The following is a 21,025-nucleotide window of genomic DNA, read 5'->3' on the forward strand; positions in this document are numbered from 1 at the left end:
CCAGTGAACACGACGGGCAGCCGCCTGATCACCAGTGCCAAGATCGTCGTAGCCGGGGGCTTCGGCGCCGGCAAGACCACGTTCGTGGGGTCGATCTCCGAGATCGAGCCGCTGCGGACCGAGGCCGTGATGACCGCGGCGTCGGAGGGGGTGGACGCCCTGGGGCACACCCCGCACAAGCGCACCACGACCGTCGCGATGGACTTCGGACGCATCACCCTCGACGAGGAGCTGGTGCTGTTCCTGTTCGGTACGCCGGGCCAGGACCGCTTCTGGTTCATGTGGGACGACCTGGTGCGCGGGGCGGTGGGCGGTGTGGTCATCGCCGACACCCGGCGGCTGGAGGACAGTTTCGCCGCCGTCGACTACTTCGAGAACTGCCGGCTGCCCTACGCCGTGGCGCTCAACCCCTTCGACGGGCGGCGCACCCACTCCCCCGAGGAAGTACGCGCCGCGTTGGGCGTGTCCGGCTCCGTGCCCGTGCTGTACACCGACGCCCGTGAGCGTCGGGACGTACAGCAGATGCTGATCGAGGTCGTCCGGCAGGCCATGCGGGCGCACGCGGCGCACGTCTAGGCCATGGGCGCCTGGATCCGCGACCGCGCGCCGGCGGCAGTGACCAGAGGGACCGAACGGACCGACATGGAGGAGCTCCAGTGAACAGCACAGCAGCCGTGACCGCCGACCTGCAGGCCGGCTTCGCGGGCTTCGTCAGCCGTACCCCCGGCGTCGAGGAAGGGGTGGTCGCCTCCGCGGACGGGCTGGTGGTGGCCTCGTCCACCGGCCTCCCCCGGGACCGGGCGGACCAGTTGGCCGCGCTCGCCACCGGCCTGGCCAGCCTGGCCGCGGGCGGATCCGCCCTGCTCGGCGGTGGCGAGGTGTTCCAGACCCTGGTGGAGATGGACGGCGGTGTGCTGTTCGTGACCGCTCCGCCCATGGGCGGAGCGGTGGCGGTGGTCGCCTCGCCCGGCTGCGACCCGGGCGCCGTGGGCTTCGAGCTGGCGCTGTACGTCCAGGACCTGCCGGTGTTCTGACCGACTGCCGGCGTGACGTCGCACGCGTGATCGCCGGACGGCCGCCCTGGAGCGGCCGGCCGGCGATCGCGCGTGTGCGGTCGCCGTCCGGATACCCGCCAGCGGCGCCGGCGGCGGACCGCCCGCGGTCAACCGATGCGCACTCCGTGCTGGGGGACGGGAGGCTGGATTCGCCCGTTGGGTGCGGGCTCGGGTTGGTTGCACGTCAGCGCGATGTCCGTGACGCGTGCTGCGGGCTTGCCGCCGATGCGCACGGTCGCGCTGCCCGTCGTGACGGTGCCCGTGTTGGTGGGGGGAGGGAACTGGGGTGCGAACGTCTGCGGAGCCGGCGGAATGTGCGGGGGGCTCAGGGTCACCGCGGTGCCCAGCGTCGCCGCCGGCTTGCCGCCGATGCGCACGGTGGGGCAGCAGCCTCCCGTGAGGGTGGCCTGGTACGGGAACGTCATCGGCACCGGGACGGGGGGGTTGGGCGGCGGCGGGATCAACGGGTGGAGGTGGCTGCCGGTGACCTTGTCACCGAGCCGGGCAGCGGGGAATCCGGGCACGTCTGGCCTGCCTTTCTGAAGGGGGATCGGATCGGGGGCGGAACAGCCGACGGGACCGGAGGCGACGGGCGCCTTGAGGCCGCGGCTGCGGGGGGTCAGCCGTGGGTGACCTTGGCGGGGAACAGCGCGGTGGGCGTGCAGCTGCTGCTGGAGGACTCGCACTGGACGGCTACCACCATCGTGTCGCCGGGCTTGAACGTCACGGTGCCGGAGAAGCGGGCGCGCTCGGTCGTCGGCATGGTCGCCAGGTTCCGCTTGAGCAGCACCGTGCTGTTCTTGCGGATCTCCAGGGTGCCCTCGGCCCCCGCCTGCTTGGTGAGGATCACCTCGCTGACGGCAATGGTCTGATCCGGCGCGACCACCCGGCTGCTCGTGAGGAAGCCCGGGCTGTCCTCGCTGCCCCGAGCCTGGATGCGGATGTTCTCCGAGGTCGGCTCGTCGTCCTGGGCCGGCGGCTTGGCGTTCGGGGCGGCCGGCGCCTGGCCCCCGGTCTGCCCCTGGCCCGACCCGGTTCCGCCGCCCGTCCCGCCCTGCTGCCCCGCCGGCGGGGCAGCTCCGCCGCCCGACGGCGCCTGGCCCCCGTTCTGCCCCTGCCCCGCCGCGGCTGCGCCGTCCCCGCCCTGCTGGCCGGGCGGCGGAGCGGAAACACTGGGGGACGGCGGGGTGGCGCCCGGGGAGGGCGGGACCTGGCCGGTGCCGGCTCCGGTCTCCGGGTCGGGGCGCCCCCCGGTCACGGCCTTGGACGTCGGCTTGTCGTCGAAGAACGCCGGCCCGAGCACGGCCAGCAGGACCACCCCGGCGATACCGAAGGTCACTGCCTTGGGGAACCAGCGCGGCAGCATGGCCGGTTGGATCACCACTCCCGCGGTCTCCAGCTTCGTGCCGTCCGAGGCGGTCAGGCCGATCTCGACGGGGACGGTCTTCGGCTGTCCGGTCAGGAAGCGGCGCTTCATCTTCATGCGGACGGGGATCAGCACAGTGGTGCCGCCCTCGACCACGGTCTGCACCGGTTTGAAGCGGAAGGCGACCGCCCCGCTCTCGTCCTTGCCCGTCAACTGGACCGTGACCGGTCCGTTGCCCAGGTTGTCGACGGCCAGCTTGGTCCGTGCCACCCGCGCGCCGCGTGCCGTGCGCGGCACCAGCTCGGCGGCCACCTCCGAGAAGCCCAGCACCTCGACGGTGCCCTCCTCGATCACCGAACCGTCGGTGTCCTCCTGGGCCATGACCCGCAGGGCGAAGGCCTTCGTCCCGCACGGCACCTCGGAGGAGCGCGGGGGCGCGAAGGTGAGGACGGCCACCGCGTCGTCGCCGGGGAAGACGTTGACGGTCTCCGGTTCCACGGACGCCCATTCGGCCGCGTCCCCCAGCACGTCCAGCGTGAAGGTGTCAACGGTGCGGCCGTTGTTGTGCAGGCGCACCGTGCAGGTGGCACTCCCACCGGCCTCCACGGCGACGTCCCGTTCGTCCAGTGACGCGATGACTCCCATGCACCCACTCTCATGCCCCCTCCCCGGTACGGGCACCGGCCACCGGTCAGGACGAGGGGCAGATCCGCTTCGCGTTCGTGCAGACCTCGGACATCGCCGGGCCGAGGGGAGCGCCGGGAGCGGAGAATGGCGCCATGGATGTCAGAGAAACGACCATCACCCCGCCGGAGCACTGGAACGGGCACCAATTGCTGGAATTCGACATCGGATGCAACGAGATCAGGGACGGCCTGGTCTCCTTCCGTCCGGACACCCTCGCGTTCCGTTTCACCCCCCGTCCGCTGACCGGACGCCTGGAGTGCACGGTGGAACTCAGGGAATACCTGGGAGGCGCCTTCGGCGGCAAGGTGCTCACGACGGCGACCACGACCATCGATCCCGACCAGACGTTCGACACCTGGCTGAGCTTCAGCGGGTTCGGCTGGTACGACGCACAGATGACCCGGCCGATCGGAGCGTGCCACTACCGGGTGTCGCTCGACGGCACCGACACGGTGCGGGTGGCGATCGACGCCACCGAGCGCCTGGTCTGAGGGCCTCCCGGCAGCCCGCCGTGCTCCGTTCCGTGCCCTTTCCGCACACGTCGGCGTCCTGAACGGACAGTCCTTCGCACCGGTTCCTCTAGCCCTTGTTTAACCTCCTCCGGCACACACTGAATTCACGAACCCCACCTGGGCGCCCCGCAGGGAGTCCCTCCGGGGGTCTCCTCACTTCTCCGCATCGAAGAGGGAATTCATGTCGAAGAGGATCACTGTTTTCGTTCAGGCTCTGGACTCCATTTCCGAGCTCGGGGTCATCGCCGCCCTCCGGATCCGGCCCGAAGTGCACATCGTGGATCGTCAGGACGCCGACGCGGAGGCCATCGCCGTCCTCGTGGTCGATGAGATCGACGACGACGCCATCAGCCTGATCAAGGCGACGCGGGGGCGGGGCGTCCGGCGCATCGTGCTCGTCGCCTCGTCGCTTGAGGACAGCGGCGTGTTCGCCGCGGCCGAGGCCGGCATCAGCGGCCTGGCCCGACGCAAGGACGTCACCGCCGATGGGCTCGTCCAGGTGATCAGCTCGGTCGACCGCGGAGCCGGGGTGCTCCCGCCCGACCTGGTCGGCAGCCTTCTCAAGCAGGTCTCCAAGCTCCAGCACCAGGTGGCCGCCCCCCGTGGTCAGCGCTACTCGGGCATCACCGACCGCGAGGCGGACGTCCTGCGCCTGGTGTCGCAGGGGCTGGACACCAACGAGATCGCCCAGGAGCTGTGCTACTCGGAACGGACCGTCAAGAACACCCTGCACGCCATCAACAACCGGTTCAACCTGCGGAACCGCCCGCACGCGGTCGCGTACGCGATCCGCGAGGGCCTCATCTGACCGGCGTGGAACAGCTCGGTGCCCGCCGCGGCCCGTGGGCCGCGGCGGGCACGGTGGTGACAGGTGCTGTCACCCTGACCGGACGCACCGGAACGGAACCCCTCAGGGCCGTCGGTCCGCCGCCTGCCTCCTGCGGAACCTGCGCAGTTCGCGACGGGACCTCCGACAGGTACGCCAGTGACGGTAGATCAGGGACAGCATGACACCCATCAGTTGCTCGCAGTCTCGTCGGGGGGCGGGAGGGACGGGGTGGCCTCAAGCGCACCCCGGGGTCCGCAGCGAGACCCGGCCGACGGCCGCCCCGGCGGGCGGCGGGACCCGGCGGGCCCGCCGAAGGACACGGTCACGCGCGCTCCCCCGGAGGGCGACGCGCCCAGCACGAGGCGACCGCCGGAAATGGTCGCCGTACGCCGGGCGATGTCCAGACCGAGGCCGCTGGACTCGCCGGTGCTGCGGCCCCGCTCGACCACCCGGTGGTCGGAGAAGCCCGGTCCGTCGTCGTCGATGGTCAGTTCGGCCCCGCCGCCGGGGAGGGCGCACACGGTGATCCGCATGCCCGCCGCTTCCGGAGTGTGGGCGAACACGTTCTCCAGGAGGACGTCGACGGCGGCCTCGAGTTCCGTCTGGGGTACGTAGACCTGGCAGTCGGTGTCCCGGACCGTCAGCTCACAGACCCGCCCCTGCTCTTCGGCGAGGACCGCCCAGAAGGCCACGCGCTCCGAGATCACCGTGTCCAGGCACGCCGTCAGACCTCCCTTGGCGGCGATCGGCTTGCGGGCGTGCCGGATGACGCGGGTGACCTCGCCGTTCAGTTCCTGGAGGCTGTCGAGCAGCCGGTCGGCGCCGGGCTGGTCCTTGAGCGCCTCGGCCTGGAGCATCAGCGAGGTGATGGGGGTGCGCAGCCGGTGGGACAGGTCGGCCAGGGATTCGCGCTCGTTGGTGACGAGGGCTCCGATACGGGCCGCCAGGGCGTTGAGCGTCCCACCGAGCTGTTGCAGCTCGGGTGGGCCGTCGCCGCTGTAGCGGGCCTCCAGCTGTCCTTGGCGCAGGCTGGCCGCCACGTCGGTGAGTTCGCCGGCCGAGCGCACGACGGACCGGGCGAGCCGGTCGGAGAGGAGCACGGAGACGGCGGGGAGGACGAGGGCGGCAGCCCCGAGGGCGCCCACGACGCGCAGCGTCGCCGCGGCCGCGCCGGCCTCGTCGACCGCGACGTCGATCTGGGCCTGGCCACCGGGCACGGCGACGGCCAGGCTCGCGACCCGCGCCTCGGCGCAGGTCCACTGCTCCAGATCGCCCGGCCGGTCGGGGTCCGGCTGCGGGAGGCAGGGCACCGCCTTCCCGTAGCGTGCTCCTGAGGGCATCACGACGGTGGCGCGGACATTGGGCCGCTGGTCGGCGATCCAGGACCTGATCTGGCCGGTGTCCGACCCGGCCGACTCGCGCGTGAGGGTGGCCAGGGTCTGGGCCTGCATCACCGCGTCGTGGTCGGCCTGGGCGAGGTGGGCGTAGCGTGCGTAGAAGATCAGGGGAATGCCCAGCAGGATCACCGCGAGCAGGGTGCTGAGCGCGCTGACGAGCGCGAACTTGCGGCGCATGCTAGGCCGCCGGTTCGACGATCTTCACCCCGACGCCGCGGACGCTGTGGAGGTAGCGCGGCTCGGCAGCGGTCTCGCCCAGCCGGCGGCGCAACCAGGACAGGTGCACGTCGATGGTCTTCTCGCTGGCGCCGAAGGCGTCGTTCCAGATCTCGCCGAGGAGTTCGTCCTTGCTGACCACGCGCCCGGCGTTGCGGGTGAGATAGGCGAGCAGCTTGAACTCCTTGGGCCGCATCTCCAGTTCCTGGCCGTCCAGGGTGGCGGTGTGGGCCTGCATGTCGACGGTGAGCCCGCCGACGTGGTACGTGCTCTCCCGGCGCCGCTCGCCCGTGCGCCGCAGCACGGCGCGGATCCGGGCGTCGAGGTGCTCCGCGGAGAACGGCTTGATGACGTAGTCGTCCGCGCCCAGGTCCAGGGCGCGGACGATGTGGCTCTCGTCGTCCCGCGCGCTGGCGACGAGGACGGGCGTGTTCACCGTGGCGCGGAGCATCTTGAGGACGTCCAGGCCGTCGATGTCGGGGAGCCCGAGGTCCAGGACGATCACACCGCCCGGGCCGGCCGCTGCCGCGTGGCTGAGGCCGTCGGTGCCGCGGGCGACCGCGTGGACGTCGTACTTCAGCTTCCGCAGGGAAGCCGAGAGGAACTCACGGATCTCCGCGTCGTCCTCGATCACTGTCACGCGCGTCCAAGCCATGTGCCCGTCTCCGTGCCTCGGTGGCACCGGTCCGGTGCCCTCGTACACCAGAGTGCGTCCGAAGCGGGCCGACCCGAATCCGTTGAACGTCGGACCGGCCGGAGCACGCCCGCCCTCCGATCGGGGGACCGGACGGGTACGGATGGCGGGCGGTGTCAGTCCAGCAGACCGCGGCGCATGCCTTCGGCCACCGCGGCGGCCCGGTCGCTGACGCCGAGCTTCTCGTACAGGTGCTGTGCGTGGGTCTTGACGGTGCTGGGCGCGAGGAACAGCTTCTGCGCGATCTGGGGGATGCTCATGCCCTCGGCGAAGTCGCGCAGGACCTCCAGTTCCCGGGTGGTGAAGACCGGGCCGCCGGACTGGGCGCGCATGCGGATCTCCTCGGCGACGCCGCCCGCGAGCTCCGGAGGGATCACGGTCTTGCCCGCGGAGGCCTGCCGCACCGCCTCGACCAGCTCGGTCCGCTTGGCGTCCTTGAGCAGGTAGCCCGCAGCACCTTCCTCCAGGGCACGGAAGACGAGTTCGCTGTTCTGGAACGCGCTGACGATGACCACCCTGGTGTCGATCTTCCCCTGGACGACCGAACGCGTCACGGCGATGCCGTCGAGGTCGGGCATCCTGAAGTCGATCAGGGCCACGTCCGGCGTCAGATCCCTGATCATCTTGAGGGCCTCGCGCCCGCTGGACGCCTCGCCCACCACGTCGATGGTCCCGCTCCAGGCCAGCGCCCTGCGCACACCCTCACGGTAAAGAGGATGGTCGTCCGCGATGACGACCCGGATGCGTTCCGTCATGGAGGGATCACCTCGGGATCCGGAGGTTCCGCCAAGGCATGGGCCACTCTCCCGAGGATAGTCGCGAGATCGACGAACGGCCCGGCGGCAGGCGGGCAGGTCAGGGCCATCCGCGCTGCCGGGCGGTCAGGCCGCCCCAGATGCCGAACGCTTCTTTGTTCGATTCCGCATACTCCCGGCACGCGTCGCGCACGGGACACCCCCGGCACGTCGTGAGTGCGAGCGCGGACCTGGCCGTGCCCTGGACGTAGAAGGCCTCGACGTCCATGCCGCTGCACGCGGCGGCATCGGTCCAGTCCCCGATGCGGCTCGTGCCGAACCCCATGACGGCTCCTTCCTGCTGTGCCCTGTACGGCCCGGCGTGCCCGCCGTACACCGGATCCCGCGGGGGCCCGCGGCGTGGGCGCGGGGTCACCGGCCGCGACGCTATGGCGCCGGGCCGGAGCCGGCATCGCCCGGACGGCGCCCCGTCCGGCCAGGGACCGGCCGGACGGGTGGCGTAGTCACAGAGGCCGGGAACGCTTCCCGTCCAGCAGCGGCGGCAGCAGGTGGATGCGTGGCCTCGGCTCCGGGGCGGGGGGCTCCGGACGCAGGCCCAGCATGTCCAGGAGCACCGCGCAGTCGGCGGCGTCCCGGGACCGGGACGCCACGACCACCCGGGCGGCCTGCTCCTCCCTCTCGTCGGCGGGGGAAACGCGCAGCATGTCCTGCTGGAAGATGTCGTGTCGGATCATCGCGTGCCACCCCTCCGTCAGGCCTCGGTGAACGCACCGCGCAGGAGCGCGTACGGGTTGATGTGGCTGGAGTACGTGTCGGGCGCCGTTCCCAGCTCGAAGTGCACGTGCGGACCGGTGCTGTTGCCCGTGCTGCCCACGGTGCCTATCTGGGTGCCGGCCTTCACCTTCGTGCCGGGCGTGGCGGTGATCGAGCTCAGGTGGGAGTAGGACGAGTACCAGAGCTGCTTCTCGCCCTTGACGACGACGCGGTGCTCGATGACCACCTGGTTGCCGAAGGCTCCGTTCCATCCCGCCTTGACGACGACCCCGCGCGCCGCGGCCTCGACCGGAGCACCGTGCGCGGCCGCGAAGTCGACGCCCGAGTGGTATCCGCGCGCCCAGGCGCCGCCCTGCCGGTAGTCCGCGGTCACGTGGCCGTCGACCGGCTGCACGACCTTCGCCTCCTCGGGCTTGGCGGGCTTGGCCGGAGCGGGCTTGGCGGTCGCCTTGCCGGGGATCACGAGCTTCTGACCGATCCTGATCAGCCCCGGATTGTCGATCTGGCCCTTGTTCGCCGCATAGAGCTGCTGCCACTTCAGCCCGTGGCGCTCCGCGATGCCCGCCAGGGTGTCACCGGCCTTGACCGTGTACGTGCCACCACCGCGGCTCACGCCGGCACCGGGTGCCTTCGCCTGCGGCTTCGCCGCCTTCTTGGGCTGGCCCGCTGCCGCGGCCGCCGCCTTCTCGGGTTCCGCCTTGTGCCCCGCGATCCTGCCCGCACACGCTGCCCACGCGTCCGGACCCTGCGCGGCGAGGACCTTCTCGGCAATGGCGATCTGCTGTTCCTTGGTGGCCAGGTGGGCCACGGGGGCGTACTCGTCGCCGCCGAAGGCCTTCCACGTGCTGGGGGCGAACTGCAGACCACCGGAGTAACCGTTGCCGGTGTTGATCCGCCAGTTGCCGTTGCTCTCACACTTCGCCAGTGTCTCCCAGGCGCTCAGGGGCGCTGCCTCGGCGGTACCGCTGAAAGCGAGGGGCAGGACGATGCCCACACCCGTCGCCCCCGCAGCGGTGGCCACGCGCTGCGTGGGAGTGGGCTTCGGTCGGCGCCGTCGGCCGGTCCCTTTTCCGAGCATCGTTCTTCCCCTCTGCGCGCGGCGCGCGCAAGCCGTCTGATGGTTTGTCACCTCCTCACCGCGGCGTCCGCAGTACATGGGAAGAGGCACGGGACCACGCTAGGTTCCGCTTCCTTAAGGGCCGCCTAGCCGTGTGCCGTCCGCTCCTCAACGCCCGCGCTGCCAGGGGCCCAGGGACTCAGAACAGGTATCCGCGCACCGCGCTGTAGAACTCCAGCTCGGAAACCGCGACCGCATTGCCCGGGCGGTCGCCGAAGGCGCCCGTGACCCGCAGCTTGACCCAGGTGGCCCTGCCCCGCGGGTCGAGCTTCAGCGACTGGGGGTCGGCCTTGTCCTGCAAGGTGACCGTCTGCTTCTGGCCGTTGGAGTACTCGACCTCCAGCTGCCGCGCCCGGTCGTAGGACTTGAAGTCGGGCTGTGCACCGTTGCGCACCACCAGGTGGGTCAGGTCCACCGGCTGGTCGAACTTGAGCATGAGGCCCTGCGCGCTCGCTGCCGAGGTCAGCCAGAAGGTGTCCGACCAGTTGTCGAAGGCCAGGGACCCCGAGTGCCCGGGATCGCTGGCACCCGGAAGGTCCTGGACGTCCACGGGGTTGACGGGCGAGAAGTCGGGTTTGACGGTCGCCTTCAGCCGGGTCTGGACCTCGGTCGCCTGGGACGTGACCGCATGGCGGAAGGGGTCGTGGACCAGGTACAGCGTGGTCGCCGTGAGGAGAGCGGCACTGCCCACGAGACGGGCCGGTCCCACGAGCGAGGTCACGCTGAAGCGCCGCTTGTCCCGTACGCCGGCCTGCCCGGGCCGCTGACCGGCCTCCAGGACGACCGGCCCCGGGCGCAGCCTGGCCAGCAGCCGTGGCCACCAGGGCTGGGTCGCCAACTCGGCCTCTTCGAGCGACGATCCGCACCTGCTGCAGAACTTCCGCTCGTCGTCGTTGTTCTCGCCGCAGTCGGGACAGACGAGGTCGCCGGGCAAGGCGGCCCGGCTCGCCCGCTGTCGCTGCGGGACGGGCCTCCGCGCCTCGGGCTCGGCCGGCGCTACGAGTCCCGGTTCGGTCTCTTCCTCCTCGTCTTCCTCCTCGTCTTCCTCGTCCTCGTCGTCGTCCTCGTCGTCGTCCTCGTCGTCCTCGTCGTCCTTCAGCAGATCGGCGAGCCAGTCGTCCTCATCGTCGTCACTGTCCTCGTCGTCCGCGTCGTCCTCGTCGTCCTTCAGCAGATCGGCGAGCCAGTCGTCGTCGTCCGCATCCGCATCTGCCTCACCGTCCGCGTCGTCCTCGTCGTCCTTCAGGAGATCGGCGAGCCAGTCGTCCTCGTCGTCCGCGTCCGCATCCGCGTCCGCATCACCGTCCTCGTCGTCTTTCAGCAGACCGGCGAGCCAGTCGTCCTCGTCCTTCTTGCTCTCCCCCTTCTTGCCCTTCTTCTTGTTCTTCTTCTTGTCCTTCTTCTTCTTGTCCTTCTTCTTGTCGTTGCCGTCCTCGTCGTCCTCGTCGTGCTCGTCGTGCTCGTCGTCCTTCAGCAGATCGGCGAGCCAGTCGTCCTCGTCGTCGTCGCCGTCCTCGTCGTCCTCGGGCGCGGCCTTGCCGCCGGGCCCATCGTTGTTCTTGAGCAGGGACGCGAGGAACTTGTCGTCCTCGTCGTCATCGTCGTCGCCGATACCGGGGAACCCCGCCATGCCAGGAGGCCTGCCCATGCCCGGTGGACCGCCCATGCCAGGCGGCCCCATGCCCATGCCGGGCGGCGGACCCATGCCCAGGCCCGGAGGCGGCCCCATGCCGGGGGGCGGGCCCATGCCCATGCCGGGGGGACCCATGCCCATGCCCATGGGCATGCCGGGGACGCCGGCCGGTCCGGTGCGGCCCGGCAGGGCGTCGCGCTGTCCGACGTCGGCGTACAGACCCCGCTGGAGCCGTTCGAGCGCCGACGGCGGAGGTCCCTGGGCCTTCTGCTCGGCCTCCTGCCGCAGGTCGTCGGGGAGGTCGATCTTCTGCTTCTTGCCGGTCCATTCCAGGAAGGAGCCGCACGAGCCGCAGAACGTGTCGGTCGCGCCGTTGTTGAATCCGCACTTACGACAGGTGGTCATGGTCCGTCAGCTCCACGGCACGGTGGACGTGCGCCGGTACCGCGCCGGCCACCAGCGCCTCGACCGTTTCGCGGTGGGCGGCCAGAGCCCTCGGGAGCCTGACGACGACGGCAGGCTCCGCGCCCCGGGGATCGCACCCCCCTGCCTGGTCGGAGAAGCGCACCCCACCGCTCTCGCGCACCTCCAGCCACGCGCCCGTCAAGGTGTGCAGCGCGCTGCGCAGGCCCGCGCAGGTTCCCCGGACCACGAACGACTCCGCTGCGTGCTTGACGCGGGCACGCCGGGCTGCTTCGGGCAGGGTCTCCTCCACCGCGACGCCCAGCCATCCGGCGAGCCAGGGCAGGAAGTCCACCGGTGTGGTGTCCGGGTCCGCGTACGCCTCCAGCGAGTCGAGGACGGCGACCGCCGGGGCGAGCACGTCGTCGAGGCCGGCGGTGAACCGCTGGGCGAAGTCGTCCTCCTGGTACACGGCCGGCAGGTACCTGCCGATCGGGTACGGGGTGACCAGATCGGTGACCGTTCCCCTCATGCCCCGCTGCTTTCCACGAGGACCTGGTGTTCGAAGGAGAAGACCAGGCTGTCCCGGTCGAGCGTGACCCGGTCGGTCTCCTCACCGCGTACACCGGTGACGGGGTTGGCGTTGAACAGGCGCACCTCCTCGACGATGCCCACGCCCTCGACCCGCTGGAGGACGGCGTACAGGTCGCCGGCCTGCACCGGGCGGCCGAAGGGCCAGCCGGTGCCGTCGGGGCCGCCGGTGACCGGGTTGAGGTAGCGGTAGAGGGCCGTCAGCGCGTCGTCGGTCACCCGGTCGGCCTTCGCGCCCTGTACCGCGCGCAGCCGGGCCACGGCCGTCACGCCCCGGTACAGGGGCGGCTCCACCAGGACGGTGGTGCCGACGAGCCGTCGCTCGTCCAGCCGACGGGCGACGGTCTCCAGCGTGCTCTGCCGGGGCTTGAGCGCGGCGAAGCGGGCCGGGCCCGGCTCGTCGGGCATCCCGGGCACCACGAGCACCTTCACGGTCCCGGCCGGCAGCCCGGCCTCCTGCGCCGTCAGGCAGCGCACGCGGGCCAGTTCGGGGGCCGCCTCACGGGTGATGACCTCGAAGTCCTCGGCGGTCACCGCCCTGCCGCGGGTGTGCATCAGCATCGGGGCACGGGACTTGACCTCCTCGACGGTCTCGCCGTCGACACCTCCCGTGGCAGGTACGAGGTTCTCCACGCGGGCGATGAAGGGGATCGAGGACTTGAGGGTCTGGATGGCCCCCTGCCCGACGTTGCCGACCGCGCCGCCGCCGGTGGCGTACCGGCTCAGCCGCACCGTGGAGTCCTTCGGGGGCACGGCGCCGTAGCGACGCATCGTCCCGTCCGGCTGGCGCACCACGGGTCCGAAGCAGACCGTCCCGTGGGTGCTGTCGATGACGTAGTGCGGGTCATCGGGGCCGCTGTCGGCGAAGTGGTCCACTTCGGTCCACCGCGTCCAGCCGTCATCGCCGCTGACCTCGACGACGGCCGGCACGGCCGTGGCGAGGATGGGCGCGTGCGAGGCCTGGAAGCGCTGGTTGCTCGTACCGTCGGAGACGCCCAGCTCGTCGTCGTGGACGATCTCGGCGTGCACCGCGTCGACCGTTCCGCCGATCACCGACACGTCCATCGCGTCGATGACCGGAGAGGTGCTGTACGCGGGGCAGTCCTTCCGGGGGGCGGTCACCCGTGCGCGCAGCCAGCCCGCGCGCCGCCCGTCGAGGATGCTGGCGTGGTGTCCGGCCGGCACCTGCAGGACGATCGAGCCCGGGCGGTTCAGGCCGCCCGTGGCGTCGGAGTGCACCCGGCACGCCTGCCAGTCGTCCCCGTCCCAGGCCTCCCACACCAGCGGCGGGTGGTCGGGGTCGACGCCCACGCCCTGGATGGTGCAGGTGAAGTCCAGGCTGACCAGGGCCCGCGGGACCGCGTCGGTCAGGCCCACCAGGAGGCAGTCGTCCACCGCGGGACTCTGCGCGCCGAAGGCGGGGAAGCCCAGCTGGAGGCGGTGCTGCTCGTCGCGGGCGAGCAGGGTTCCGGCTTCCGACTCCAGGGTCATCAGGTGCTGCAGGCCGGCCGCCGGCAGGCGCAGCTCGTGCCGCGTGGCGAAGACCACGGACCGCTCGGTTTCCGTGCGCAGGGTGGCCACGTTCGTGCCGGCCGGAACGGACACCGTCGCTGCGGGCGGGGCGGACAGCCAGAAGGTGACCGGAGCCTGCGCCGGAACGGGCGGCAGCAGCCGGGCACCGAGCAGTTCGAGGAACTTCACGTACATGCGGTCCGGCACCCGGTTGAGCCGGAACAGCAACTGGTCGGTCATGAAGGCGAAGGTCTCGATGAGGGTGACGCCGGGGTCCGAGACGTTGTGGTCCGTCCATTCCGGACAGCGGCGCATCACCATGCGCTTGGCGTCGTCCACCAGGTCCTGGAACCGGCGGTCGTCGAGGTCGGGCGACGGAAGCGCCATCAGTAGTCCTCCTCCTCGTCGGGGATCGTGTAGAACGGGAACACCAGGTTCCGGCGGTCGTTGGTCGCCTTGATGCGGTACACGATGTCGATGTAGACGAGGCTCGGGTCGTCCGGGTCGCTGGTGGCCCGTACACCGTCGACGTCCACCCGGGGCTCCCAGGCGATGAGTGACGTACGCACCTCCTCCGAGAGCATCGCCATGGTCTGGTAGCCGGTGTCGCGGAAGACGTAGTCGCGCAGCCGGCAGCCGAAGCCGGGGCGCATGGGACGCTCGCCGGGGTACGTCGACAGGATCATCTTCATCGCCTGTTCGAGCTCGGTGTCGCCCCGTACCAGGGCGATGCCGCCGGTGGCGCCCACCCCCAGGGGGAAGGCCCATCCGGCGCCTATGAAGTCGTCAGCTCTGTTCGCAGCCATGGTGTCCTCGTGTCACGGTGTCAGTTGAGGTCGATCGTGGTGCCGGTGACCTTGACCTTGGCGCCCTTGATCTCCAGCTCGCCGTTGCTCTGCAGCGCCAGCTTCTTGGAGGCGTTGACGCTGATGTCGCCGCCGGTGACGTTGACCGCACCCTTGGGGCCGGCGTCGACGGTCACGGTGCCGCTGCCGTCGGTGGAGATGGTCACGGTGCCGCGGTTCCTGCCCTTGCCGGTCTGCGGCTTGCAGACGAGCTGCACCTGGCCGGTGGTCCTGTCGATGGTCAGGCCCATGTCGTTCGCCTGGGTGGCCAGGACGATGGCGGACTGCTCCGTCAGGGGCGACCGGTTGGGCGGGATCTCGACGAACGCGAGCCTGTTGCCACTGCTGCTGACCAGTCCGCGGCGCATGACCGAGGCCGTCTCCCCCTTGCGTTCGACCGCGGGGCCGCCCAGCGTCAGGGTGCTGGCGCCGTTGCGCATGCCGCCGATGACGACCGGCCGGTTGATGTCGTCCCATTCGAAGGCGACCAGGACCTCGTCCCCGACCTCGGGCACGAACATGACGGCGCCCTTGTTGCCGCCGGGCTGCACCACGCGCACCCAGTCGGTCTCGAAATCCGCGGAGAGCAGGGGCAGGCGCACCTTCACGCGGTTGCGGCCGGTGGGATCGGCCACGCTGGTGACGATGCCGCACATCATGCCGCGTGCCCGCCGGTCGGCGTCGTTGTCCCGGCTCACGGCCCCGGGCATGGAGTGGTCGTCCCGGCCGGTGACGAAGAACTCGGTGTAGTAGCCGCCCTCGTCCTCACAGAAGATGTGGCGCGCATTGGTGACGACCCAGCTTCCGCCGAACGGCTGCGGCACGCCGTCGACCTGGACGACCCGGCCCGCCTGGATGGCGCTGTCGCCGAAGGCCCGTCCTTCGGCCTCGGCCGAGGCCGCGCCGACCCGCGCGGCGACGCCCGCCGCAAGTGCCTCCGCGGCAACGGCGATGTCGGCTCCGGCGCCCACCGGGCGGTCCACGAGGAGGTGGGCGTCCTGGGAGCCGGCGAGGCCGCCCAGCCCGCCGGCACCGGCGAGCGCGCCGAGCGCGCCGCCGCCGGCCGCGGGATCCGGGGTCACGGGCCGCACCGCCGCGGTGGCGACCACCACGTCGGTCTTCTCCTCGTCCCAGGTGCGGACCTCGACCTGGGTGGGGAGGGTCTGCGGCGCCGACAGCCGGGTCTGGAAGGAGATGAGGTTGTCCCGGAAGGTCAGGACGGCCGGGCCGGTCGTGCCGGCGGCAGCCGAGGCGGCCGCGTCCTTGATGCCGGAGAGTGCGGACGGCCGCTTCCCGCCGGGGGTGCCGGTGGCCGTCTCGGGCGCGCGGAAGTGGAGCTTCTTCCCCGTCACCACGACGTCGAAGCCGTTGGCCCGGGCGCGGGCCTGGAGGAAGTCCCAGTCGGTCTGGGCGATCTGCGCCAGGTGCCGGTGGACGTACTGCGTGTCGTGGATGGTTCCCGGCTCCAGCTTCGCCTCCGCCGCGATCCGTTGGACGATGTCGGAGTCCTTGGTGTTCACGAAGGTGCGCGTGCGGCGGGCCCGCTGCAGGACGTGGGACAGGTCGTACCCGCGGACGACGATGTAGGTCATCATGTCCTCGCAGACCGCCTCCAGCGAGGTGACCTCGCCGCGGATCAGCGGGGGCGCGGTCAGCGGGTCCGCCCCGCTGCGGATCTCGACCTGGTGACCGACCGTGAGGTCTTTGGCAGGCAGGCCCAGGCCCGTGCTGTCCTGGAAGGTGATCTCGAACATGTCGGGCAGGTGCCGGTGGGTGTCGACCACCACCCGGATGATCATCTGCTCCAGCTGGGCGGAGACCGGCTGCGGTGAGAGGGCGCCCGCCTTGACGATGGCGCGCACGGTGGCCGGGCTGGTGACGGGGGACGTCGCCCCGGGCGCGGCGGCCGACGGCTTGGGGATGGGCACGTGAACCTCCGCTGTCAGTCGAGCTCGTGCGGGCTGGGCAGGTAGACGGTGGTCCCGGGCCGCATGCGCAGGGGGTCGTCGATGGCGTTGGCGTCGGCGAGCCGGCGCCAGTGGGAGGTGCTCCCGTACTGCGTCCTCGCGAGGTTCACGAGGTCCTCGCCCTCGGTGACGGTGTAGCTGCGCCGGCCGGGCAGACCTCCCGAGGTGGGGTTGGTGGGGAGCGTGCCCAGCAGGCTGGGCTGCTCCTTCATGCTGATGGTGACGCGCGCCCGGATCGGCACCCCGGCATGGCTGAAGCGCGTGTAGTTGATCGACACGCTGAGGAGCACCACGTTGTAGCAGAAGCCCTGCATGGGGGGTCCGTAGATGAACCGGACGACCGGGAGCCGGTTGACGGCACCCGCGTCGACCACGCCGGCCTTCACGAGCGAGCCGCCCTTGGCCAGGGCGGCGGCGCCGGCGACCTGCCCCAGGGCACCCGAGCCCGGGCTCATCCAGTTGAGCAGCTGGTCGCACAGCTCCTTCGTCTCCGAACCCGAGAAGACCACGTCGCTCACACTGATCTTCAGGGCCTCGGCCCGCTGGAAGGACGTGCCCGTCTCGCCGTTCTTGTTGCCGTTCTGCGAGCTGCTGCCGTGGGACCGGTAGGCGACCTCGCGGCTCATGGTGATCTTGTCGGGGTTGAACAGGAACGGGACCGCGCCCGGCATGGGCGGTTCCGAGCAGATCAGCACCGCGGTGGTGTTCGTCATGGCCGACTCCTAGAGGAACCCCTGGTGGGCGAGTTCGAGCGTCTCAAGGGCGATCTTGTTGGTATCGGCGTCGAGGTCCGGCCCCTTCCAGCTCTTGGGGAAGACGCTGCGCAGCTGCCACTGGTAGACGGGCTTGTTGTGGGCGTCCATCAGCTCGATCTGCATGCCGGTGCCCTGGTACTCTTGCTGGCCGAACTCGTAGCCGTACCAGTCCTTGGTCACCTGGCGCAGCCAGGTCTCGACCTTCTTGGTGTCGTCCTTCTGCACGGCGCGCACGAGGGTGATCGAGCCGTACTTCAGCCGCTTGGGCAGCAGGACGACGTTCTCGTAGTTGCCGCCGCACTCGATCTCCTCGTGCTCGAAGGAGACGTTCAGACCGCGGCACGAGGACCAGTACCCGAGCTCGCCGAAGGCGTCCACGGTGACCTTGAAGCGCATGGCCATGCCGAACATGGCCTTGTCGACGTGCCATTCGCCCTTCGCCCAGCGGGTCCCCGAGCCGGTGGGCGCTGTCGCCATCTGCACCATGGCTACTGCGTCGCCATGTCGTCGTCGAGGAATCCGAGGTGCTGGAGCTCAAGGGTCTCCAGTGCGACCTTGCTCTGGCCGGCCTCGAAGCTGGTGATGGACCACTTGACCGGGATGATCCGGCGCATGGTCCACGAGATGACCTTCTTGTTGTGGGGGTCCATCAGCGTGATCTCGCCCCCGTTCGCCTTGCTGCCGAACGAGTTGCTCGACAGCCACTTCTTGACGGTCTCCGAGTCCTGGCAGGCCGCCCGGGTGAGCTTCAGGGGGGTGTACTCGGTGAAGCCGGGGAAGAACCAGCGGTCGTTGCCGGCGTCACCGGCCCGGTAGTCGGCCATCTTCCACTGCACGTCCAGGCCCTGGACCTGCGCCCAGCTGCCGAGGTCGTACGACCCGTTGTCCACGGTCACCGAGAACCGGTTGGCAAGGGCGAGGGTGCTTTCGTCGTTCAGAGGCATGCGCAGGTCTCCTACCTGTACTTGGTTCCGTTGCGCTCGCGGTGCACGGCCGAGGCGCGGCGCTGGTCGCTGTTCCACTTGTCGCGCACCCGCCCGTAGAGGCGGTGGGCCAAGGCGTCCAGCTGGTCTTCCCCGAGTGCGTCGATCTGGAAGACGGCGGCCTTGCCTTCGGCGTCTGCGGCCGCCTCTCGGGCTTCCGCTTCCGCCGCCTTCTTCTTCTCGTCCGCGTCCGGCGGAGAGGGCGGGTGGACGAATCCGGTCGCGGCCGCCGTCCACAGCGAACTCTTGACCTCCTGCCAGAGGTCGATCCCCGGGCCGGCGTCCGCGGACGCCTCGGGTCCCGAGTCGTCCCCGGACGGACCGATGGACGGCACGAAGGCCTGCGTCGGCGAGGGCTGCCGTACGTCCGTTCCGGTACCGGCTTCGGTGGGCGGTGTCCCATTATTCGCAGCGGCCGCCTTAACGGACGGCTGCGCCAGGACTGCGGGTACGTTGTCCTGCTGCGGGCCTCCCACCGGGGGCGCTGCGGGCTTCGGGCTCCCGTTCGGCACGGGCGGGCCGACGGGGGCGAACACCTCGCCGCTCTCGGCGCCCGCGTCGCCCGCGGCCGGGCGGCGGCCCGAGAAGAAGTCCCGGACCTCGCCCCGGCGCTTGCGGTCGAACGTGATGCCGAAGCCCGAGGCCAGCCCCTGGACGACGTTCAGGCCGACCTCGCCCTTGAGCCAGTGGAAGTCCTGGGGCCCGGACACGTCGTCGTCGTTGTCGTCCGCGACGAGCCGGCCCCGCCGCGCGGCCTCTTCGAGGCGGAAGTCGATCGCGTCCTTCAGCGCCAGGTCGGTCTGCAGGTCGGAAGCGGTCAGGAGCTTGTCGCCACGGGTGTTGCGCTGCTCGAAGTTCTTCTCGGCGAGGAAGTCGTTGATGATCTTCTCGCGGTGGCCCTGCACGAGGCCCCTCCTGTGACGGAAGTCGATCATCTCCTGGTGTTCGGTGTTGTTCAGGAGATCGGCTTCGGTCAGGGCCGCGCGACCGTCGTTCCTGTGACGGTTGGCGTGGTTGAGCTCTGCGAGGTACTCCTCGATGATCTCTTCCCGGGAGGCCCGCTGAACGCCGTCCATCAGCCCGCTCCCCGCGGTCCAGGACACGTCCGGACCCGAGTACGCCGGTTCGGGCGCGGGTGCCGGGGCCGGCTCCGGCTCGGGCTCGGGCTCGGGCGGCGGGGCCGGGGCGGGCGGGGCCGGCGGCAGCACGGGCGCCATCCGGGCGATCATGCGCCGGATCTCCTCGGGGTCGGGACCCGAGGTGACCGGCCTGCGGTGGACCAGGGGCGCCGGCGCACCGGGATCCCCGCGGAAGTAGCGCTCGGCCGAGATCGCCTCGGCCTCCAGGGCCCGGCCGGCCGGTGAGTTCTCGGGCGGCAGGCTTCCGCCGTACCGCTTCTGCTGGGCCACGTGGGTCAGCTCGTGGGCGATCAGGCCGCGGGTTCTGGCGGAGTCCAGGGCGGAGGCGGTGTTCGGGAGGTAGACCTCGCCGTTCTTGGTGAAGGCCTGGGCCGCCATGTCCTGGGCCATGCGCGTGACGTGCTCGCCGGTGTGCAGCGGGGTCCCGGTGACGTCGACGCCGTGCAGCTCGGATACGGCACGGGCCAGGTCGGCGGGGGCTTCCGGGGCGGGCGGGGCCGACCGGGGGGAGCGGTGGCGCAGGGGCGGCCGGGCGGGCGGCTCGGCGGGGACGGGGCCGGCCGGGGGGCCGGTGTCCGGCAGGGCCGGCGGGGCCACGGCCGGCGGTTCGGCGCGGTACTCCGGGGTGGTGGGGGCCGGTACGGAGCCGGAACGCGGCTCGGCGCCGCGGTTCGGGTCGGCCGCGGGCGGGAGCGCCTCGGCACCCGGCGGGGGGCGCCCCTCCCCCTCCATCGGGGCGGCGGCGTCCGGCGGGGCGATGTGGGACAGGGCCGTGCCCAGCCCCAGGCGGCGGCTCTGCCCGAGGTTGCGCCGCTGGGCCAGGTGCGTACGGCGGGCGCCCGGGTCCGCCCGGGGGTCCGGGTCGGCCGCCTGGGCAGCCATCGCCTCGGGGAACACGGGCGCGACGTCGCCGGGCAGCGGGAAGAGCAGCGAGGCGAGGTCGGTGTCGGCCCCGATGGGGCCGGCGTTCATCCACGTCGGGGGATGGGTCGACACCGTGGCGGGGCGCGGCTCGCCGACGCTGCCCTCGGTGACGCGGGTGAGGTCCGCGGCGGGTTCCGGCGCCGGCGCGGCGGCGGCCCGGCGCACCAGGGGGGCGGGCAGGTCCGGCGCCGGGGCAGGGGCGGACTGCGCCGCGGGGGCGGGCCGCTCGGCAGCACCGGCCCGGGCCGGTTCCGGCACCGGTGCGCCGCCCCTGCGGGTCGGGCCGTCGAATTCGGGGGCGGCGGCCTCCGGCAGCCGTCGCGGCTGCAGGTGGCGCAGCGGTACGGCCTTGGCGAGGCCCTCCACCCGGCCCACGAGCGCCTCGGCGCCCCGGCCCGCGGTGCCGGCCCGGTCCGCGGTGTCGCCCCGGTCTGCGGCGGCCGTGGCCAGCATCGCGCCGGCCGCCCGCAGGGTCTGGTCGGTGTGCGGCGCCGCGGTGAGCCGCCGCGCGGTCCCGGCCGCGGTCAGCGGACCGGCGAGCGGGGGGAGTTCCCGCCATGCCGCGGGTTCGGTCGGCGCGGGCGGCGCGACCACGGCAGGAGCGTGGTCGACGGGAGCCTGGTCGACCGGAGCGTGGTCGACCGGAGCGGGTGCGGCGGAGGCCGGGGGGTGGGCGGCCGGGCCGGACTGCCGGCCGGCGCCGGTGGAGCTGCCGCCGCGGCGGCGGAAGGGCCAGTTCATCTCGTTCCTCGTCCGCACGGGGCGGAGGTCATGGGCGGTGGCCGGGGGCCCGGTCGGGGAGGATGCGGCGGTCCCGGTCGGGGAAGGGTGCGGCGGTCCCGGCCGGTGGGGGCGGGGGCGTCCTCCGCGAG

At 71.7% G+C, this 21,025-nt stretch carries 21 protein-coding genes; 4 read left to right on the forward strand and 17 right to left on the reverse strand.

The features are described 5' to 3' along the window. Positions 1-3: 3 nt before the first annotated feature. Positions 4-576, forward strand: coding sequence for a GTP-binding protein (locus ACIF6F_RS36555; protein WP_399957808.1), 573 nt, complete (start codon positions 4-6; stop codon positions 574-576). Positions 577-656: 80 nt separating this feature from the next. Continuing rightward, positions 657-1,034, forward strand: a complete 378-nt coding sequence (locus ACIF6F_RS36560) for a roadblock/LC7 domain-containing protein (RefSeq protein ID WP_399957811.1) — start codon at positions 657-659, stop codon at positions 1,032-1,034. A 128-nt stretch (positions 1,035-1,162) separates the two neighbouring features. On the opposite strand, the gene ACIF6F_RS36565 is transcribed toward ACIF6F_RS36560, so the two are convergent. Beyond that, positions 1,163-1,579 carry a PAAR domain-containing protein gene (locus ACIF6F_RS36565; RefSeq protein WP_399957816.1) on the reverse strand — a complete coding sequence of 139 codons (417 nt, stop codon included), beginning with the start codon at positions 1,577-1,579 and terminating at the stop codon, positions 1,163-1,165. 95 nt (positions 1,580-1,674) lie between these two features. Continuing rightward, positions 1,675-3,066, reverse strand: a complete 1,392-nt coding sequence (locus ACIF6F_RS36570; RefSeq protein ID WP_399957819.1) for a hypothetical protein — start codon at positions 3,064-3,066, stop codon at positions 1,675-1,677. A gap of 134 nt (positions 3,067-3,200) precedes the next feature. Between ACIF6F_RS36570 and ACIF6F_RS36575 the strand changes: the two genes are divergently transcribed. Both ACIF6F_RS36575 and ACIF6F_RS36580 read left to right on the forward strand, forming a co-directional pair. Then, positions 3,201-3,599, forward strand: coding sequence for a hypothetical protein (locus ACIF6F_RS36575; protein ID WP_399957822.1), 399 nt, complete (start codon positions 3,201-3,203; stop codon positions 3,597-3,599). 202 nt (positions 3,600-3,801) lie between these two features. Continuing rightward, entirely contained in the window at positions 3,802-4,428 is a 627-nt protein-coding gene (locus tag ACIF6F_RS36580; RefSeq protein WP_399957825.1) for a response regulator transcription factor, read from the forward strand. A 209-nt stretch (positions 4,429-4,637) separates the two neighbouring features. Here the strand turns inward: ACIF6F_RS36580 and ACIF6F_RS36585 are convergent, their stop codons facing one another. The 15 genes from ACIF6F_RS36585 to ACIF6F_RS36655 form a co-directional block, all read right to left on the reverse strand. Next, entirely contained in the window at positions 4,638-6,023 is a 1,386-nt protein-coding gene (locus tag ACIF6F_RS36585; RefSeq protein ID WP_399957828.1) for a sensor histidine kinase, read from the reverse strand. A 1-nt stretch (position 6,024) separates the two neighbouring features. Beyond that, positions 6,025-6,717 carry a response regulator transcription factor gene (locus ACIF6F_RS36590; protein WP_399957831.1) on the reverse strand — a complete coding sequence of 231 codons (693 nt, stop codon included), beginning with the start codon at positions 6,715-6,717 and terminating at the stop codon, positions 6,025-6,027. Positions 6,718-6,872: 155 nt separating this feature from the next. Continuing rightward, positions 6,873-7,511, reverse strand: a complete 639-nt coding sequence (locus tag ACIF6F_RS36595; RefSeq protein ID WP_399957836.1) for a response regulator — start codon at positions 7,509-7,511, stop codon at positions 6,873-6,875. A gap of 100 nt (positions 7,512-7,611) precedes the next feature. After that, positions 7,612-7,836 (reverse strand): WhiB family transcriptional regulator, encoded by a 225-nt coding sequence (locus ACIF6F_RS36600; RefSeq protein WP_399957839.1) that lies wholly within the window; start codon positions 7,834-7,836, stop codon positions 7,612-7,614. Between the two features lie 178 nt (positions 7,837-8,014). Beyond that, entirely contained in the window at positions 8,015-8,245 is a 231-nt protein-coding gene (locus tag ACIF6F_RS36605) for a hypothetical protein (RefSeq protein WP_399957842.1), read from the reverse strand. A 17-nt stretch (positions 8,246-8,262) separates the two neighbouring features. Then, on the reverse strand, positions 8,263-9,306 hold the full coding sequence (locus tag ACIF6F_RS36610; protein ID WP_399957845.1) for a transglycosylase family protein: 1,044 nt from the start codon (positions 9,304-9,306) through the stop codon (positions 8,263-8,265). Positions 9,307-9,541: 235 nt separating this feature from the next. Then, positions 9,542-11,440 (reverse strand): NADase-type glycan-binding domain-containing protein, encoded by a 1,899-nt coding sequence (locus ACIF6F_RS36615; protein WP_399957848.1) that lies wholly within the window; start codon positions 11,438-11,440, stop codon positions 9,542-9,544. Beyond that, on the reverse strand, positions 11,424-11,969 hold the full coding sequence (locus tag ACIF6F_RS36620; RefSeq protein ID WP_399957851.1) for a phage tail protein I: 546 nt from the start codon (positions 11,967-11,969) through the stop codon (positions 11,424-11,426). Before ACIF6F_RS36620 ends, ACIF6F_RS36615 begins: the two co-directional genes overlap by 17 nt. Continuing rightward, on the reverse strand, positions 11,966-13,927 hold the full coding sequence (locus ACIF6F_RS36625) for a putative baseplate assembly protein (protein WP_399957854.1): 1,962 nt from the start codon (positions 13,925-13,927) through the stop codon (positions 11,966-11,968). Before ACIF6F_RS36625 ends, ACIF6F_RS36620 begins: the two co-directional genes overlap by 4 nt. Next, the gene (locus tag ACIF6F_RS36630; RefSeq protein ID WP_399957857.1) at positions 13,927-14,346 is read right to left on the reverse strand and encodes a GPW/gp25 family protein; all 420 of its coding nucleotides are present in this window, start codon (positions 14,344-14,346) and stop codon (positions 13,927-13,929) included. Before ACIF6F_RS36630 ends, ACIF6F_RS36625 begins: the two co-directional genes overlap by 1 nt. 20 nt (positions 14,347-14,366) lie before the next feature. Further along, on the reverse strand, positions 14,367-16,313 hold the full coding sequence (locus ACIF6F_RS36635; RefSeq protein ID WP_399957860.1) for a VgrG-related protein: 1,947 nt from the start codon (positions 16,311-16,313) through the stop codon (positions 14,367-14,369). A 14-nt stretch (positions 16,314-16,327) separates the two neighbouring features. After that, positions 16,328-17,065, reverse strand: a complete 738-nt coding sequence (locus ACIF6F_RS36640; RefSeq protein ID WP_399957863.1) for a LysM peptidoglycan-binding domain-containing protein — start codon at positions 17,063-17,065, stop codon at positions 16,328-16,330. A 9-nt stretch (positions 17,066-17,074) separates the two neighbouring features. Then, entirely contained in the window at positions 17,075-17,584 is a 510-nt protein-coding gene (locus tag ACIF6F_RS36645) for a phage tail protein (protein ID WP_399957867.1), read from the reverse strand. A gap of 11 nt (positions 17,585-17,595) precedes the next feature. Next, a complete protein-coding gene (locus ACIF6F_RS36650) occupies positions 17,596-18,051 on the reverse strand; it encodes a phage tail protein (protein ID WP_399957870.1) in 456 nt (151 codons plus the stop codon). Positions 18,052-18,062: 11 nt separating this feature from the next. Next, positions 18,063-20,894 (reverse strand): DUF4157 domain-containing protein, encoded by a 2,832-nt coding sequence (locus tag ACIF6F_RS36655; protein ID WP_399957873.1) that lies wholly within the window; start codon positions 20,892-20,894, stop codon positions 18,063-18,065. Between the last annotated feature and the right edge of the window lie 131 nt (positions 20,895-21,025).

It is taken from the genome of Streptomyces sp. NPDC086023 (assembly GCF_044540325.1).
Taxonomy (GTDB): Bacteria; Actinomycetota; Actinomycetes; order Streptomycetales; family Streptomycetaceae; genus Streptomyces.